The 16,775-nt window shown below is 72.7% G+C and carries 14 protein-coding genes; 5 read left to right on the top strand and 9 right to left on the bottom strand.

The features are described 5' to 3' along the window. Window positions 1-46: 46 nt before the first annotated feature. From KIK09_RS12665 to KIK09_RS12655, 3 genes are all read right to left on the bottom strand, one after another. Window positions 47-1,159 carry a HEAT repeat domain-containing protein gene (locus KIK09_RS12665; RefSeq protein WP_214319194.1) on the bottom strand — a complete coding sequence of 371 codons (1,113 nt, stop codon included), beginning with the start codon at window positions 1,157-1,159 and terminating at the stop codon, window positions 47-49. Between the two features lie 74 nt (window positions 1,160-1,233). Continuing rightward, window positions 1,234-2,487 carry a tetratricopeptide repeat protein gene (locus KIK09_RS12660; RefSeq protein ID WP_214319192.1) on the bottom strand — a complete coding sequence of 418 codons (1,254 nt, stop codon included), beginning with the start codon at window positions 2,485-2,487 and terminating at the stop codon, window positions 1,234-1,236. Then, the gene (locus KIK09_RS12655) at window positions 2,477-3,274 is read right to left on the bottom strand and encodes a hypothetical protein (RefSeq protein WP_214319190.1); all 798 of its coding nucleotides are present in this window, start codon (window positions 3,272-3,274) and stop codon (window positions 2,477-2,479) included. Before KIK09_RS12655 ends, KIK09_RS12660 begins: the two co-directional genes overlap by 11 nt. Here KIK09_RS12655 and KIK09_RS59090 point away from each other — a divergent pair, their 5' ends adjacent. Then, window positions 3,275-3,397 carry a hypothetical protein gene (locus KIK09_RS59090; RefSeq protein ID WP_275956086.1) on the top strand — a complete coding sequence of 41 codons (123 nt, stop codon included), beginning with the start codon at window positions 3,275-3,277 and terminating at the stop codon, window positions 3,395-3,397. It begins immediately after the preceding gene. On the opposite strand, the gene KIK09_RS12650 is transcribed toward KIK09_RS59090, so the two are convergent. Further along, complete coding sequence (locus tag KIK09_RS12650) at window positions 3,398-3,907, bottom strand: universal stress protein (protein WP_214319188.1); 510 nt, start codon at window positions 3,905-3,907, stop codon at window positions 3,398-3,400. It abuts the gene before it with no gap. Window positions 3,908-4,019: 112 nt separating this feature from the next. Between KIK09_RS12650 and KIK09_RS59985 the strand changes: the two genes are divergently transcribed. From KIK09_RS59985 to KIK09_RS12635, 3 genes are read left to right on the top strand one after another with little or no spacing between them, the layout of a single operon-like run. Then, entirely contained in the window at window positions 4,020-7,220 is a 3,201-nt protein-coding gene (locus KIK09_RS59985; RefSeq protein WP_214319186.1) for an AfsR/SARP family transcriptional regulator, read from the top strand. Window positions 7,221-7,255: 35 nt separating this feature from the next. Then, complete coding sequence (locus KIK09_RS12640) at window positions 7,256-7,417, top strand: hypothetical protein (RefSeq protein ID WP_214319179.1); 162 nt, start codon at window positions 7,256-7,258, stop codon at window positions 7,415-7,417. A 49-nt stretch (window positions 7,418-7,466) separates the two neighbouring features. Then, window positions 7,467-10,061 carry a LuxR C-terminal-related transcriptional regulator gene (locus KIK09_RS12635; RefSeq protein WP_214319176.1) on the top strand — a complete coding sequence of 865 codons (2,595 nt, stop codon included), beginning with the start codon at window positions 7,467-7,469 and terminating at the stop codon, window positions 10,059-10,061. Here KIK09_RS12635 and KIK09_RS12630 read toward each other — a convergent pair. Then, on the bottom strand, window positions 10,058-10,756 hold the full coding sequence (locus KIK09_RS12630; RefSeq protein WP_214319174.1) for a hypothetical protein: 699 nt from the start codon (window positions 10,754-10,756) through the stop codon (window positions 10,058-10,060). The two genes, KIK09_RS12635 and KIK09_RS12630, sit on opposite strands and share 4 nt — an antisense overlap. A 122-nt stretch (window positions 10,757-10,878) precedes the next feature. Here KIK09_RS12630 and KIK09_RS12625 point away from each other — a divergent pair, with 122 nt between their 5' ends. Next, complete coding sequence (locus KIK09_RS12625; RefSeq protein ID WP_214319172.1) at window positions 10,879-12,282, top strand: MFS transporter; 1,404 nt, start codon at window positions 10,879-10,881, stop codon at window positions 12,280-12,282. Between the two features lie 181 nt (window positions 12,283-12,463). Here the strand turns inward: KIK09_RS12625 and KIK09_RS12620 are convergent, their stop codons facing one another. The 4 genes from KIK09_RS12620 to KIK09_RS12605 form a co-directional block, all read right to left on the bottom strand. Further along, window positions 12,464-13,042 carry a pentapeptide repeat-containing protein gene (locus KIK09_RS12620; protein ID WP_214319170.1) on the bottom strand — a complete coding sequence of 193 codons (579 nt, stop codon included), beginning with the start codon at window positions 13,040-13,042 and terminating at the stop codon, window positions 12,464-12,466. Further along, window positions 13,039-14,052, bottom strand: a complete 1,014-nt coding sequence (locus tag KIK09_RS12615; RefSeq protein WP_214319165.1) for a lysylphosphatidylglycerol synthase domain-containing protein — start codon at window positions 14,050-14,052, stop codon at window positions 13,039-13,041. Before KIK09_RS12615 ends, KIK09_RS12620 begins: the two co-directional genes overlap by 4 nt. Before the next feature lie 122 nt (window positions 14,053-14,174). Next, on the bottom strand, window positions 14,175-16,067 hold the full coding sequence (locus tag KIK09_RS12610) for a S9 family peptidase (protein ID WP_214319163.1): 1,893 nt from the start codon (window positions 16,065-16,067) through the stop codon (window positions 14,175-14,177). 47 nt (window positions 16,068-16,114) lie between these two features. Continuing rightward, complete coding sequence (locus KIK09_RS12605) at window positions 16,115-16,765, bottom strand: sensor domain-containing protein (protein ID WP_214319161.1); 651 nt, start codon at window positions 16,763-16,765, stop codon at window positions 16,115-16,117. Between the last annotated feature and the right edge of the window lie 10 nt (window positions 16,766-16,775).

The following is a 16,775-nucleotide window of genomic DNA, read 5'->3' as shown; positions in this document are numbered from 1 at the left end:
ATGATGGACGCCCCACTGTGGGACGACACCATCAGCGATTCCACCCTTATGCCTTGGATACCAGTGCCCGCAAGGATGCACGCTCGTGGGGGAGACCGGCTTCTCTGAACCAGAGGATCGGGTTTGCGATGTTGCCCCAGCATTCGTCGTTGGCCACGATCGCGGACAGGAACTGCCGCTGTGCTGTGGTCAGTGGTGTGCCCGAGATGTAGGGCTCAGGGAAGGCGCGCTTCAACAGCGGGCCCCAGTCGCTCTCGACCGTGTACGCGTTCGTCATCCGAGCCACGGCCAGTGCCTCCGGCAGGATCTCGCCGATATCGCGGGTACGGCGCAAGAGCGCTGCGATCAGCGCGAACCTGAACTTCCCCTCCATCTGCGGAACATGCTCATGAAACCAGTCGTCCGCTGCGGCGGGATCGGTCAACGCATGGCGGATCTCAGCCAGCGCAGCCGGGTCCTCATCCAGCGCGGGCGCGAGTGCGGCCGCCGCACGAACCGACGGGTCCGGATCGTTAAGAAATGCTTGGGGCGCAAGATCCCAATTTCCCAGGGTCAGCGCAGCTGCGGCCCGCTCGGCGACGGAGGAGTGGTGGGCCAGGCGTTCCATCCGTTCGGCTTGTTCGCCTCGGAACTCGGCGAGTTCCGGCGCGAGCATGAGGTGCCCCATCGCGCCGACCGCTGCCTGGCGCACGGTGCTGTCCTGGTCGTCCAGGAAAGGGAGGACGGCGGAGTATAGGTCGCGCAGGATTGCCCTGCACGCCGCGACCGAGTGCGCGTCCTCGTCCTCGTCTTCTTCGGGCTCTTCGTCGTCTTCGTCATCCCAAAAGGAGACTGATTCGGCGACGGAACCCAGCCACTCCAGCAGCGCGGCTCGTAACGGTCGTTCGCGGTCGTCCCAAGGTAGGGCACTCTCGCAGAGCACCAGCGTGCGCTCATCGCCGAGGATGCCGGCGATGAACCTTGCCGCCGGTGCGGTGACGGGGTAGATCGAACCTTGGTGCAGCACGGCCGCATCGAGATAGCCAAGAGCCTCACCACAGCTTTCCGGGTCCTCGCTCAAGAGAGCCAGCAACGCGTCAGGCGCGTCCGAAGCATCGCCGTACGCATGGTGAAGGCCAGACCAGTCCGTGCTTTCGATGACGGAGCGTGCGTCGATCATGGAGCGAGAGTACGTCAGGGGCTTTGGCGATGGGCGGTGGCGGCCGAGCCCACTTCCGGTGCGCGGGAGTGTGCTTAGGCGCCGGTGATGTGGAGGTGCATGGTGGTGTAGTCGAAGGTGATGGCGTAGGGCTTGAAGAACTCGTGGGTGAAGTTGGCGATCAGGTCGAAGCCGAACTGTGCCGACTGCCCGGGACCCGGGAGGCCGGGGAAGACCTTTTCTGCGGCGTGGCCGAGCAGGTTGTGTCTGACCGCGCGGCCCAGGCTGATGCGGTCGGCCGTGACCGGATAGATCTTGTTTCCGAAGCGCTCGCTCGGATGGTCGTAGTCCACCGTGAAGCCGACCCGTTCGGCGATCTCCACGGTGGTGTCCAGGGCGCTGCCTATGCCGCCGGTGTCGACGGTGACCATTCGCGGGCCGTAGTCGCCGAGGCTGCCCATCGTGCACGGGAAGTGGTCTCCGGCCAGCCACAGCGGGAGCCTGGTGGATCTCGCGAGCGCGCGCGGTGCGGTCTTGCGCCGCAGGATGAGGGCCTTGCCGGCGTAGTCCATCGTGGTGAGGAAGTGGTAGAAGAGCGTCGTCCCGAAGGCGCCCGCCGGTTGCGAGCCGTCGGGGAGGGGCGGGCGCTGGGCGTCGTTCCACTGCACCGGGAGGTTGCGGATCTCGATGTTCCCGATCTTGAAGGAGTCCAGGACGCCCAGATAGAGCGTGACCGGGTGCGTGTCGACCACGCCCGACAGGGTGGCCACGGCGCGCAGTCCGGCCTGATCCGCCACCTCCTGCGACAGGTCGAGCGTGGCGTAGGTGTCGAGTAGGAACTTGCCTGCCTCTCCCCCGTTCACCGAGGCCTCGACGCTGGGTACCGGGTCGAGGGTGAAGAAGGGCACGCGGGTGCTCTGCGCGCCGTACACCTGCCAGGGTGTGCCGCTGATGTGCGAATACTGGTCGGCGAAGGCCTTGTCGCGAGGGCGGTCCGTGCTCCGGAGCAGGGGTGTCGCGCGGTCGAGCCGGTCCTGCCGTACGAAGCACTCGGCGAGCCGCTGGGCCGAGACGACGTCACCCGGCTGCAGCGCGACGGCTTTGGACAGGTATCTCTCGGCCTCGGCGAACCGGTTGGACAGCAGCGCGAGGTAGCCCAGCTGAGCGTTCGCGTGCTGCGGATCCTCGTGCAGGAGGCGCCGATAGCCCCGCTCCGCCTCGGTGAACCTGCCCGCCTTGAACAGCTGGTCGGGATCCTCGCCGGAGTCAGGACTCAGGTAACCGAGCGCGGGAAGTACCGCCGCGGCCTGAAGGAACGCGCGCCTGCCGAGATCGTTCTCAAGAATCATGCCCGCCATGCAACCCACGGCGGTGTTTCTTCGACGTTTCCTTGGGCTTGGACGGGAGCTTGAAGTGGGCTACGTCGCCTTTGGGTGGAGGGTCGACGGTGACGTCGGTGCCCCAGTCGGTGTAGCGGGTGTCGACTCTGATCCTGCTGGTGCGGATGACGCTTTTGCCTTTGCGGTTCGGGCCGCTGGAACGGTCCCGGTAGGCGGTGATCAGGCGGGTGGGCAGACCGCTGTCGAGGTAGAGCTTGACGGAGATCTTGGGTGGGGAGGCGCTCAGTTGCAGGTCCTCCTGAAGGGTCTGGCGGTCCAGGACACCTCGGTAGACGCCCCGTTCGACCTTGGTGGATTCATCGATCACGATCCTCAGGAACTTCGGGTTCAGTACGTCGATGAGCTGCTCGCCGCGCTGGCCGGTCTCGCCCCATGACCGCGGGGCGCGGAACCGGATCCAGGGCTTGTCGGTGTGCAGCTTGCGCCACGTGAAGCCGTTCACGTAGGTGTCGCCGCCGAGCTTGATCGCGTGGATGGGTTCGGTCTGGGCGTTCTTGAAGGCCGAGGTGTAGTTCGAGACCAGGTCGTACTTGGGGGCGCCCTTCGAGGTGAAGCCGATGGCGCCGGTGGTTTTGACGAAGAAGTCGCCCTTGATGCCCTTGACGCGGGTACGGGCGGACTCCTTGACGGAGACACCCTGCCCGGACACGAACTGCTTACGGAGGTTCACGGTGGGGTCGGAGGCGGGAGTGGCGGAGAAGACGGTGGCCGCCAGGCCGATGACGAGACTCTTCACATGGGACGATCTTCCCCGCCGGAGGTCAACGGCAGCCATGGAGCATCCAAGCACGTTACATGGGACGACACCCGGTCGCGGATCATCGAGGTCGCCAGGCACTCGCACACCGGCTTCGAATGATCAGAAATGCCAGAACCGGCGGGTCCACTCGGCTGATAACTGGGCGTCGTCCGGCGGGGAGGGCTGCTGGACGATGACGACCGTGGTCTTGGCGTACCGGGCGCAGTACATGCTGGTCGAGGGCAGCAGCAACCGGCTGAGGAAGCCGCGCCGGCTCCTGCCCAGCACCAGCAGATCGCCCTCCCTGGCCAGGTCGACCAGGTGGTAGCCGGGATCACCCACGCGGCCCACGATGGCCGTGGTCAGGTCCCAGGGCACCCCGCCCGCCACGTCCTCGAAGGCCGCGGTGACCACCTCGGTGCAGCGCGCCTCCTCCCCCTGCCTGATGGCGTGCTGCACGGGCAGCGCCTCGGGGAAGGGATGTATGGGCGCCCTGCTCACGTGTACGGCGACGATGGGCATGTGGCGCAGCCGCGCCGTCCCGATGGCCCAAGCCAGGGCCCAGCGCGAGGCAGGGGTCTCGTCCACACCGACGACCACCCTCGCTCCGCCGGGCAGGTCTTCATCCACGGCGCCCTCCTTGAAGAGGTACCCGACCATAGTGCTCCTACGGTTCGGTTACCGGGAGGTGGCACTTTGCGAACTCTGGAGTCGCCCGCGAACCGCGGCGTAGCATGCGTGCGTGGAACGAGGGTGGGTGCAACCCCGTCCCGCCCTCGACCGGCGGCTCGACGGGGCACTGACGCACAGGCTCACTACTCTCGTCGCCACGACCGGTTACGGAAAGTCGATAGCGCTGGACGGCTGGAGCCGCGCCGTCGGCGGCGTGCTGCACCGGTTAGGACCCGCTGACCGCGACCTGCCCACGCTCGCGGGAGCGGTGGCGGCCGCGCTGTCGGACGCGGTCTCCGGGCTGCCGAACGAGCTGGTGGCGGCCGCCGAGTCGCCGCTCGGTCCCGACACCGACGAGCTGGCCAGGGCGGCCGCGCTGGCGGGCGGGCTGGCCGAGGCGCTGTCCGGGAGGTTGCGGCGCGGGCTGGTGCTGGTCTTCGACGGCATCGACGCCATCACCGGCGCGGCCGGGTCGGTGCGGTACGTGGAGACCCTGGTCAGGGCCGCGCCGCGGCACCTGCACCTGGTGACCGCCTCGCGGGCGCCGCTGCCGTTCCCCACCGCGCGGCTGCGCCAGGATCACGAGGTCCTCGACCTGGACGCCACGGACCTGGCGCTGACCGAGCAGGAGACCGCCGCCTGGGCGCGCGAGCGGCTCGGCGAGGCAGGATCGGCGATCGCCGCCACCCTGCACACGGCCTGCGCGGGCTGGCCCGCCGCGGTCCAGGCCGCCGTCGACGCGCTCAGCAGGACCGATCCCGCCGCCTGGAACGCCACGGCGGCAGGCCTGGCCGCCACCTCCGCCACGCTGGAGGAGCTGACCCTGTCGGCCTACCGCGACCTGCCCGCGGCGATGCGGGACCTGCTGCGGGCCGCGACGGTGCTGCCCGTCCTGACCGAGGAGCTGGCCGCCACGCTCGGCGCCCCGCCCGACACGCTGTCCGCGCTGGTCGCCCGCGGCCTGTTCCTGGAGGCCGACCAGGACGGCCACCGCCTCACCAGCACCAGCCGCCACGTGCTGTCCAGGCACGCCCCGCTGGACCGGCACGAGGCGCACGACGTGGCCGCGGTCGCCGCCCGCTGGTACGCCGAGCACGACCAGCCCGAGCTGGCGCTGCGGGCCGCGGTCGCCACCGCCCACACCGACCTGGTGGGCTCCCTGCTGGCGGGCCACGGCCCGCGCCTGGCCGAGCGCGGCGACGACCTGGTGGCCGCGCTGGACCTGCTGCCGGACGCGGTCAGGCGGTCGCCGGCGATGCTGCGTCTCGAGGGCATCGCCGAGCAGAACCGCGGCGACTGGAACCGCGCCCGCGAGCTGCTCGCCCAGGTCGCCGACGGCCCCGCCTTCGACGCGTTCGCCGCCCGCCGCCTGGCCCTCATCGACCACCTGCGCGGCGACCTCGACTCGGCCATGTCCCTGTACCTCAGAGGCATGGAGTACGGCATGCCGCCCGCGGACGCGGCCACGTGCGCGGCGTCGGCGGCCTCCGTGCTCTGGCTGAAAGGTGACCGGGCGGGCTGCGCGGAGCTGGCGGACAGGGCACTCGAGCGGGCCGGAGCCCTGGGCGACCCGGGCGCGCTGGCGGCGGCCAACACCGTGCTGGCGATGCTGGCCGCGCTTGACGGTGACAGGCGCGCCAACGACGCCCACTACGTCAGGGCGCTGGAGTACGCCGAGCGGGCCGGTGACGTGGTCCAGCTCATCAGGATCCGGGCCAACCGGGCCTCACGCCACCTGGACGAGGGCGCCTACGAGGAGGCGCTGGCCGAGGTGGAGATCGCCAACCGGCTCGCCGACCTGGTGGCCTTCGCCCCGTACGCGGCGCTGACGGTGTCCAACAGGGCCAAGGCGCTGATCGGCCTCGGCAGGCTGGAGGAGGCGGCGATCGACGCCGCCGACGCGGTGGCCAGGTGGGAGGCGATGGGTTCGCGCTTCGTCGGCTACGGCCTCATCCGGCTGGCCGACGTGCACGCGCTGCGCGGCGACCGGCTGGCGGCGATCGCGATCTACCGGCGGATCATCGCGGACGCGGCCGAGTCCGGCGAGGTCCAGGAGCTGTCGAACGCGCTCAACGAGCTGGCGGGCCTGCTGGCGACCGAGGATCCCGCCGAGGCGTCCAGGGTCGCGGCCCGGGCGCTCAAGCACGCCGAGGGCATCGCCGGGGTGAACGCTCGCCTGGTCGCCGCCAGGCTCGCGCTGGCCGCGGGCCGCCGCGACGAGGCGGGCGCCCTGCTCGGCGAGGTCGAGCCGATCGCCGAGCAGCGCCGCGACCACGCGGGCCTGGCGACCGTGGCCGAGCTCAGGGCCGAGCTGGACGGCGACCCGGTCAGGGCCGACGAGGCGGTGCGCCGGTGGACGGCGCTCGGCGATCCGATCGGGCAGGCAAGGGCCGAGCTGGTCAGGGCCGGGCTGTCGGATCCCGCGGCCGGGGCGGCGGTGGCCGAGGACGTCAGGGCGCGCATGCACGCGATCGGCTGCCGCGCCCTGGACGACCGCATCGACCTGCTGATCAGCAGGGCCGTGCCGGCCTCGGCGGTCAGGGTGAGCGTGGAGACGATGGGGACGTTCCGCGTCCTGCGGGGCTCGACGCCGGTGGCGCGCACCGCCTGGCAGTCGCGCAAGGCGCGCGACCTGCTGAAGATCCTGGTCAGCCGCAGGGGCAGGCCGGTCAGCAGGGAGCGCCTGGTCGAGATCCTCTGGCCGGACCAGCAGGACGAGCCGGTCGGGCTCAAGCGGCTGAACGTGATGGTCTCCACGCTGCGCGCGGTGCTCGATCCGGCGCACACGCGTCCCGCCGACGACATCGTGGTCTCCGACGAGGGCGCGCTGCGCCTGGACCTGTCCCACGTGGACGTCGACGTCGAGCGCTTCCTGGATCTGGTGGGGGCGGCGACCCGGTCGGATCAGGCCGGCCGTACCGTGGAGGCGTTGCGGGTGTGGGCCGAGGCGGAGGCCTCCTACGGCGGGGAGTTCTGCGAGGAGGACCCGTACGCGGACTGGGCGGTGGGGCTGCGCGAGCAGGCCAGGCTGGCCTACGTGCAGGCGACCGCTCGGCTGGCGGTGGCGCAGCAGGAGAGCGGGAGCCATGACGAGGCGGCCCGGTACTGGCTGCGGCTGCTCGAGCGTGACCGGTACGACGAGCGCGCCCATCTCGGGCTGATCCGGGTGCTGGACCTGGCGGGGCGGCGCGGCGACGCGCGCAGGCGCTACCACCTGTACGCCGAGCGCATGCGTGAGCTGGACGTCGAGCCCGCGCCGTACCCCACCTGAACCAGACCTGAACCGCCGGCGGGAAGGTGGCGGTCATGAGGACCGTCATCGTTCGGCTGGTCGAGCCGGAACAGGCCGGCGGCCAGCTCCGCGGGCTGCTCGAAGTGGTCGGCGGCGAGCCTGTGCCGTTCAACGGCAACGAGGCGGTGCTCGACATGCTGCTCGTGGCGGCCGGGTTGACGCGCGAACCGACCTGAACCTCCCGCGAACCTCCGTCCGCACCATCGGTGTCGAGGGGAGGTCGCGATGAGCGATCAGGGGAGTGGATGGCCGTTCGCCGGCCGTGACGTTCCGCTCGCGGCCGTCAGGGGAGCGCTGGAGTCCGGGCCAGGCGTGATGATCGCGGGCGCGGCGGGGGTCGGCAAGAGCAGGCTGGCGGCGGAGGCGGTCAGGGGCCTGCGCGGCCGCACGCTGGTGCGGGCGCTCGGCACGGAGACCGCGGCGGTGATCCCGTTCGGCGCGTTCGCGCACGTGCTGACCGGCCCGCCGGACAGCGGGGAGAACCCGATGCGGTGGGCGGCGCGCAGCATCGCGGGGCAGGCGGGTCGCGGGAGGCTGCTGGTCAGCGTGGACGACGCGCACCGGCTCGACCCGGCCGCCGCGGCGCTGGTGCATCACCTGGCCGACAGCGGCACGGCTCAGGTGCTGGTGACCGTACGCTCGGGCGAGCCGCTGCCGGCGCCGATCGCCGCGCTGTGGAAGGACGAGCTGCTCGAGCGGATCGAGCTGGCGCCGCTGACCCGCGACCAGGTCGGGCTGGTGCTGGCCGGGGCGCTGGGCGGTGAGGTGACGGCCGAGACCGTCCGCCATCTGGCCAGGGTCAGCGAGGGCAACGTGCTGTACCTGCGCGAGATCGTGCACGCCGGCCGTACCGCGGGGAGCCTGCGGCAGGTGGAGGGGCGCTGGTGCTGGCGGGGCGAGCTGTCGGTGACCACCCGCCTGCGCGAGCTGGTCGGCGACCGGATCGGCCACCTGGAGCAGGACGAGCGCGAGGTGCTCGAGCTGGTGTCCTTCGGCGAGCCGGTGGGCACCGACCTGCTGGTCTCGCTCACCTCGGGCGGCGCGGTGGAGCGGGTCGAGGATCGCGGGCTGATCGTGACCGTGGCCGACGACGGGCGCGAGCACGTGCGGCTGGGGCACCCGCTGTACGGGGAGGTCGTGCGGGACGGGTGCGGCACGCTGCGCACGCGGCGGCGGCTGCGGATGCTGGCCGAGGCGCTGGAGGCGACCGGGCTGCGCAGGCGCGAGGACGTGCTGCGCGCGGCGGTGTGGCGGCTGGACAGCGGTTCGGTGGCCGCGCCCGAGATGCTGCTGTCGGCGGCGAACCTGGCCTGGGCCAGGCAGGATCCGCGGCTGGCTGCGCGGCTGGGCAAGGCCGCGCAGGAGGCGGGGGCGGGCGTGGCGGCGGTGGCGCTGGTCGGCGAGGTGCTGACGGTGCTGGGCGACGGCGACGAGGCGCTCACCGCGTTACGGCAGGCGGCGCGCAACGCGGTCACCGAGGACGAGGTGGCCCAGCACGCGCTGAGCGTGGGCGTGGCGCTGGCCTGGGCCGGGTCGGACGCCGAGGCGTGCAGGGCGCTCGAGCTGGCGGCCGGGACGCTGACCGATCCTGCCTGGCAGCAGGAGGTGTTCATCTACCGCGGTGTGGTGGACATCTTCTTCGGGCGGCTGACCGGTGCGGCGCGCTGGCTGGCCAGGGCCAGGGACCGCGGCCCGATGACTGCCAGGGGCGCGGCGCACGCTGCCGGGCTCGAGGCCTGGATGGCCGCGTACGCGGGCAGGACCGCCCGCAGCCTCGCGGTCGCCAGGGACGTGCTGACCGGCGTGGACGACTGGCGCGACGAGGCGCCGCACGCGCTGCCCACGCTGCTCGACGCCCAGTGCGCGGCGCAGGTGTTCGCGGGCAGGCTGGAGGACGCGGCGCGCACCGCCGAGGAGGGCATGGAGCTGGCCACCGGCGAGCTGTCGGTCTCCGGGTTCGGCGCCTACCGGGCGATGGTCAGCCGGTTGCGCGGGCAGGCGGACGAGGCGAGGCGCTGGTCCAGGGAGGACGCGGCGCGGCTGCCGGCCCGCACGCCGTACCTGGGCAGGTGCCTGGCCGAGCTGGCGCACGCGTGCGCGCTGCTCGGCCGTACCGACGAGGCGCGGGCGACGCTGGCGGAGGCCGAGCGGCTGGCGGCCAGGTGGTCGTTCACCTGCCAGCCGGTGCTGCAGGCCAGGGTGTGGCTGCGGGCGGCCTTGGGTGACCTGGACGCCGCGGTCAGCGAGGCGATCGCCGCGGCCGACCTGGCCGAGAAGCACGAGCACCTGGGCTGGTCGATGTTCGCGCTGCACGACCTGGTGCGGCTGGGCTCGGCGCCGCTGGCGGCCGACCGGCTGGAGGCGCTGGCCGGGCGGCTCGACGGGCAGCTGGTACGGCCGATGGCCGCGCACGCCCGCGCCGCGGAGCTGGCCGATCCGGTGGGACTGCGCGCGGCCGCGGTGGAGTTCGAGCGGCTCGGGCTGGTGCTGTACGCGGCCGAGGCCACCGCGCAGGAGGCGGCGGCCTACCTGGCCACCGGGCGGGGCGCGCTGGCCAGAGGGGCGCAGACCAGGGCGTGGGCGCTGGCCAGGAGCTGCCCGGGCGTCACCACGCCCGCGCTGGTCGAGCTGGCCACGCCCGAGCTGACGCCGCGCCAGCGGGAGATCGTGCAGCTGGCGGCGGCCGGGCTGACCAACAGGCAGATCGCCGACCGGCTCACCGTCTCCACCAGGACGGCCGCCAACCACCTGCAGGCGGTCTACGACAAGCTCGGCGTCAACGACCGCACGGAGGTGGGCCGCCTGCTGACCTCCCTCTAGGCCAGCTTCAGCAGGCCCTCGAGCAGGAGTTCGCGCTCCTGCTCCGTGAAGGTCTCGTAGGGCTGGGCGGCGCGCCGGTTGGTCTCGTCCTCGACGCGCTCGCGCAGCGGGCCGCCGCGCAGCGTGACGATGTCGCGCGCCGTCAGCCCCGCCTCCTGCCAGCTCAGCGCGTGAGCGTCGGCCCGGTGGTAGCGCAGCGCCGCCAGCCGGTTGAACAGCAGCAGCCCCGGCGGCGCCCCGTCCGGCTCGTACGGCGGGGCCATCGCCTCGAGCGCCCCGCCGCGGGGCCGCTGTGACCTGCCGAGCACCCGGTCCACCAGGTCGGCCAGCGGGCGCACGTCCTGTCCTGCCCAGATCCGCTGGGTGGCGGCGGCGTGCAGGTCGTAGAGGTCGTCGATGAACACGATCGTCCTGCCGGTCGCCCGCAGCGCGCCGCCGTCCTCGGCCAGCGTGCCCTGCTCGAGGTGGCCGGCGAGCTCGGCGTCCAGCTCGGCGGGCTCGGTGTAGCGGTAGACGGCGGCCAGCGTCTGGCGGGTGAGCGGGCGCATGGGCAGCGCGAAGCGCAGGTCGACGAGGAGTCCTGGGGTGATGCCGTGCGCCCTGGCGAGCTTGGCGCCCGCCGCGCGGGACGCGGCGTGCACGTTGACGTGGACCGCGTCGATCACCGGGGCGATTTCTGCCGCATATTTCCGCATTGGGGGTCATTATGCGCGATCCGCAGCGAATCCGCAGTGAACGATAACCGCCCGGGGTCAACCTCTGGGTGCGCGGCGGTGTTCTCTCACCCGCTCGTGCACTCGCGTCCCTGGAGGCTTCCTTGTCATCGCGTTGGCTGGCGCTGCCGATCGTGCTGGTCGCGGTCTTCATGACCACGCTGGACTTCTTCGTGGCGAACGTGGCGATCCCGTCGATCAGGGCCGACCTGGGGACGAGCGCCGCCACGGGCCAGCTCGTCATCGCCTGCTACGGGCTCGCGTACGCCGCGGGCCTGATCATCTCGGGCAGGCTCGGTGACTTGTACGGCTCGCGCCGCGTGTTCGCCGCCGGGCTGGCGCTGTTCACCGCCGCCTCGGCCGCCTGCGGGCTGGCCCCCGCGCCGGGTCCGCTGGTGCTGGCCCGGGTGGCGCAGGGGGTGGCGGCGGCCCTGCTGGCGCCGCAGGTGCTGACCCTGATCGGCGAGCTGTACCCGGGTCGCGACCGGGCCAGGGCCTTCGGCTGGTACGGCACGGCCGTCGGCTTGGCCGGGGTCAGCGGGCAGGTGATCGGCGGGTTCCTGGTGGCGGTGTCCCCGGCGGGGCTCGGCTGGCGTACCTGCTTCCTGGTCAACCTGCCCGTGGGCGTGGCCGCGCTGGCGCTGCTCCCCCGGCTGGTCCCGCGGCTGCAGCCGGTCCTTGTGGGCGAGGGCGTGGGCAAGGGCGTGGCCACCACCGTCCAGGCTCCCGCGAGGGAGGTGGACTTCGGTGGCGCGCTGATGGTGGCGGGCGGGCTGGTGGCGGTGGTGCTGCCGCTGGCGCTGGGGCGCGAGCAGGGGTGGCCGTGGTGGAGCTGGCTGAGCCTCGGTCTGGCCGGGCCGGTGCTGCTGGCCTTCGCCCGGCGGCAGCGGCGGCTCGCGGCGGCGGGGCGGCCGCCGCTGCTGGACCTCGGGGTGTTCGGCGAGCGGGGGTTCGCGCGCGGGCTGCTGGCGATCGCCCTGCTGTTCGGCGGGTCGGCGGGGTTGTCGTTCGTGCTGGCGCTGTATCTGCAGGACGGGCTGGGCATGTCGCCGCTGCGGGCGGGCGCGGTGGCGGTGGCTCTCAACGTGGGCTTCTTCGCCGCCTCCACCCGCTCGGCGCGGCTGGCCGCCCGGCTCGGCCGGTGGCTGCCGGTGGCGGGGACGCTGGTGCTGCTCGGCGGGCTCGGGCTGCTCTACCAGGCGGTCGACGCGGCGGCCGGGCCGTACCCGCTGGTGGGGGCGCTGCTGGTGACGGGGGCGGGGATGGGGTTGCTGATGTCGCCGCTGGTGTCGGCGGCGCTGTCGGGGGTGCGGGCTGAGCTGGCCGGGGCGGCGGCCGGGGTGCTGGGGACGGTGCAGGAGATGGGCGGGGTGCTGGGCGGGACGCTGGCCGGCACGGTGTTCCTCGGCGCGCTGGGCGAGGGGTGGGCCGGTGCGGCCAGGGCGGGCCTGGCGGTGCTGATCGGCTACGCCCTGGTGCTCCTGTTGCTGGTCCTGCGCAGGGCCTGACCGCTGCTGTGCCCCGGCCACAGCCGCCAGGCGACGATGGCGTCCAGCCGTCCGCCCAGGTGCATGGGGTCCTTCGGGCAGGCTTCATGGGGCACCGCGGTGCGGATGCCGATCGCCAGGATCGCGCAGATCAGGCTGCTGCGCCCCGGCGCGCCCGACGTCGTGGCCTACCTGCACTGAGTCAGCGGGCGCGCACGTCCAGACCGAGCGCGCGGGCCAGGGTGACGGCCTGCGCCTGGTCGACGACGGCGTTCTTCAGCTCGGCGGTGCGCGGGTCGAGCGCCGACAGGTCGCTGCCGCGCAGGTCGCAGCCCGTCAGGTCGGCCCGGTCGAGCGCGGCGCCCGACAGGTCGACGTCGCGGATGGTGGCCCCCGCGCAGCGCGCGCCCGCCAGGTCGGCCTCGCGCATGCGGACGCCGGTGAACGAGGCGCGGCGCAGGTCGGCCCCCGCCAGCCCGGTGAAGGACCAGTCGCCGCCCTCCACCTTCATCAGGTCGTAGGTACACCCGTCGAACCTGCTGCCGACCAGCTTGCAGCTGGTGAACGTGGCGTCGAAGAAGGAGCAGCCGACGAACGTGCAGTTGGAGAAGGCGGCGTCGACGTGCTCGGAGACGTTGAAGCGCACGTCGCGGAAGGTGCAGTCGGTGAACACGGCGCCCCTGCCGTGCGCCTCGGTCATGTCCACGCCGACGAACACCACGCCCTCGTGGTGCTCGCCGGTGAGGTCGCGGGAGTCCCAGTCCGCGGAGCTGACGGTCATGCGGCCTCCGTTCTGCGAGCGGTGAGCGACCAGGTGGTCCAGGCCAGCCAGCCTACCGGGATTTCGATCAGGTGTGCGAAGAACCAGAACAGCAGTACGGACGCGGTGGCGGCGGCCGGTGCCACGCCGAACCCGATCAGCGCGAGGACGGTGGCCGACTCGCTGATGCCCGAACCGCCGGGCGTGATCACCGCCGTGGTGAGGACCCGGTTGATGGCGAAGGCCGCGATCGCCTCCGGGATCGCGATCTGGCTGCCGGTGGCGTGCAGGCACGCCACGAACAGCACGCCCTGCAGCCCCATGTAGGCCAGCATGCCGAGCGTGAGCCGCGGCCAGCGGGTGCGGGCGATGTCGATGATGGAGTGCCGCAGGTCGAGCAGCGACTGCCGCAGCTGCGGCCTGCGCTTGAGCGGCAGCAGCCCGGCGACTCGGTCCAGCCCGCGGCCGAGCAGGTCGGCGAAGGACTCCTTGTAGAGCGCGGCCGACAGCGCCGCCGCGATCGCGACCAGCAGCGTTCCCCCGGTCCCCGCGGCCACCGCGAGACGGTGGTCGGGCACGCGTCCCGCGCCCAGCAGGCAGGCCAGCCCCACCGCCGGTAACAGGAACCGGGTGAGCATGTTCCACACGCCGGTCACCACGGTCGAGACCACGACGGGCTGCCGCTTGAAACCCCAGGAGGTCGTCATCGCGAAGGTCATCGCCACGCCCACGGCCCCGCCGAAGGGCAGCACGTTGCTGACCCCGCTGCCCACGCAGTTGACCAGCAACGCCCGCCGCTTGCTCAGCCCCGGCAGCGACCCGCTCAGCACGAAGGTGTAGGCCGCCAGCCCGGCCACCCACAGCGCGGCGAGCGCCGTCATCGTGCCCCAGCCCACCTGGGCCAGCCGCCCGTACAGTTGCCCCCAGGTGATCCCGGCGATGCGCGGCAGGAACGAGATCAATAACGCCGCGAGCGCCAGCGAGATCACCGACAGGGCGATCTTGCGGCCTGCCTTGGCTTCGATGGCCATCCCGTCAGCCGGCCGACCGGGTCAGGCATCCCACGTCCGGGACCCCATCCCCGTCCCTCCTGCGGCCGAGGGCGGCATATGCCCGGGGATGGTCGATGGTCCCGTCGTGTTTACCCATGGGTTCATTGTCGGCCAGTGAGACCCAGCGCGCGCCGCAGGAAGTCGAGCTGGTGCGCCAGCAGGTGCTCCTGCGAGGCCCGGTGCCCCGCCCCGGGCAGCGGGAGCACCTCGTGCGGCCGTCCGGCGGCCAGCAGCGCGGCCGAGAAGCGCAGCGTGTGCGCGGCGACCACGTTGTCGTCGGCGAGCCCGTGGATCAGCAGCAGCGGCCTGGTCAGCGCGGCGGCCTCCAGCAGGGGCGAGCTGCGGTCGTAGGCCTCCGGATTCCGCGCCGGGTGGCCCAGGTGCCGCTCGCGGAAGTGGGTGTCGTACATGCGCTGGTCGGTGACGGGCGCGCCGGCGATGGCGGCGTGGAAGACGTCGGGCCTGCGCAGCACCGCCATGGCGGCCAGGAAGCCGCCGAACGACCAGCCGCGGATGGCCACCCTGGTCAGGTCGAGCGCAGGGTGGTCGTAGGCGTGCAGGGCCTCCACCTGGTCGGCCAGCACGGGGCCCGCCAGGTCGCCCACGATCTCCCGTTCCCAGGCGGGGCCGCGGCCCGGCGTGCCCCTGCCGTCCACGGCCAGCACCGCGAAGCCGTGCTCGGCGAACCACTGCGACACGTAGGTCCACCACGCCGGTTCGGTGGTGACCTTGCGCAGCGCGGGCCCGCCGTACGGGTCCATCAGGACGGGCAGCGGGCCGTCGGACGGGCGGTGCCAGGAGGGCAGGAACAGCGCAGTGCGCAGCTCGCGCGGGCCGACCGAGCGCAGCTCCATGCGCAGGTCGAGGGCCGGGAGTTCGGCGTGCGAGGCGATCTCCGCATCGGTGCCGAGGACGCGGCGGCCCAGGACCGTGGTGCCGCCGCGCCGGGTGCCGGTGTGCACGCCCGGCTCGTCGCTCAGCCGCCGCAGCTCGCCGTCGTAGAGCCACAGGTGGGTTTCGGTGGGGTCGTCGCAGGCGGTGAAGAGCACGGCCTCGCCGTCGACGGCTACGACCTCGCCGAGCTGGAGCCCTGGCGGGGTGACGGGCTTCCCGTCGGCCAGCAGGCGGCGGGTGTCGTCGAGGTCGGCGCTGGTGTACAGGACGCCGGCCGTACTGCGGGCGGGCAGGCCGGGGACCAGCCGCACCCAGTGCTCGTCGTGCTGCTCGGCGAGTACCTCGGTGGCGCCGGTGCCGGGATCGACGGCCAGGACCTGGACGTGGCGCTGGTCGCGGCTCTGCACGGCCGCGTAGGGGCCGTGCGCGTCCCAGCCCGCGGCGGTGAGGTACTCCATGCCGCGGATGTCCACAGGTGTGCGGCCGCCGTCGAGATCGGTTATCCACAGGCTGACCTCGGCGTTGGGGGTGCCGGCCACCGGGTAGCGGATGACCCGCGGCTCGCGGGCGGGATCGGCGGGGTCGGCGATGTACCACCGCTGCACGGGCGTGTTGTCCACCCGCGCGACCAGCAGCGCCTGCCCGTCGGGAGCCCACCAGTAGCCGCGCGTGCGCCCGATGGAGCCCGCGGCCACGTCCTCCGGCAGCCCGTAGGTCACCTCAGGTCCTTCCGGTACGGCCAGCGGTCGCCCGTCGACGTGGAGCGCGCCGTCACGGACGTAGGCGATGCGCCGCCCGGTGGGGTCGGGCCGGGGGTCGGTCACCGGGCCGTCCGCGGGGATGTCGCGGACCAGGCCGTCGGCGGGGCGGACCGTCCACAGGCGGCCGCCGGCGGTGCAGGCCAGCACCTGGCAGGCCTCGTCGGCGGCGTAGGAGTCGACGTCGCGGTCGGCGACGAGGTGTTCGCGGCCGTCGGTCATGCTCCACAGGCGGCCGGATCGCAGGAAGAAGAGCGTGCGGCCGTCGGGGGAGATCGTGATCTGGCTGGGGGCGCCGAGCGTGAAGCGGCGCGTCCTGTCGAGCTGCGCGGGAATGGTCATGAAACGCAGCGTGGCCGCCCCCGGAGGGAGCGGCCCATTCGCTTTCATTATACCGCGTGGATCATCCCGGATCGGACGGGGTAGACCGCCCGGGTGAGCATCGCCTGGGAGATACCGGCCTTGAGCAGCGCGGCGACCCGCACGACCGGGACCAGCGTCAGGGCGAAGCCCACTCCCACCACGGTGTTGAAGGTGACGAACATGGCCTCGGTGTGGGCCAGGCCGAGCAGCGCGGGCAGCCCGCCCTCGATCATCCCGGGGATCTTGGCGAGGATCCACCCGTAGAGCGGGAAGGTCAGCCCGGCGATCGCGCCCGCCCACCACACCACGGTCACCACGAAGGAGGCCACGGCGAACGGGAAGATCACGATCGCGTGCAGCAGGTCAGCCCAGACCTGGCCGGAGGCCAGCGGGTTCACCGCCCGGCGCAGCCACCCGGCGCCCGCGGGGGCCTGCGGGTACTCGGGCCTGGCCAGCGGCTGGCCGACCACGTCGGGCAGCATGGCCCGCTCAATGTCGGCGAAGGCGCGGGCGACCAGCGCGGTGGCCGCCAGGATCAGCAGGCCGACGAATGCGACCAGGCTGCCGAGCCCGGCCGATACACCGGCGACGACCAGCGTGAAAGCGATCACGGAGGCCGGGAAGCCGGCCATGACGTAGCGCGTGTCGGTGGAGATTCGGTGCCGGAGGGTTTCCATGGCAAGAACG

This window comes from Nonomuraea sediminis, assembly GCF_018531495.1.
Classification (GTDB): Bacteria; Actinomycetota; Actinomycetes; order Streptosporangiales; family Streptosporangiaceae; genus Nonomuraea; species Nonomuraea sediminis.
This window is presented reverse-complemented; position numbering and strand designations above follow the sequence as displayed.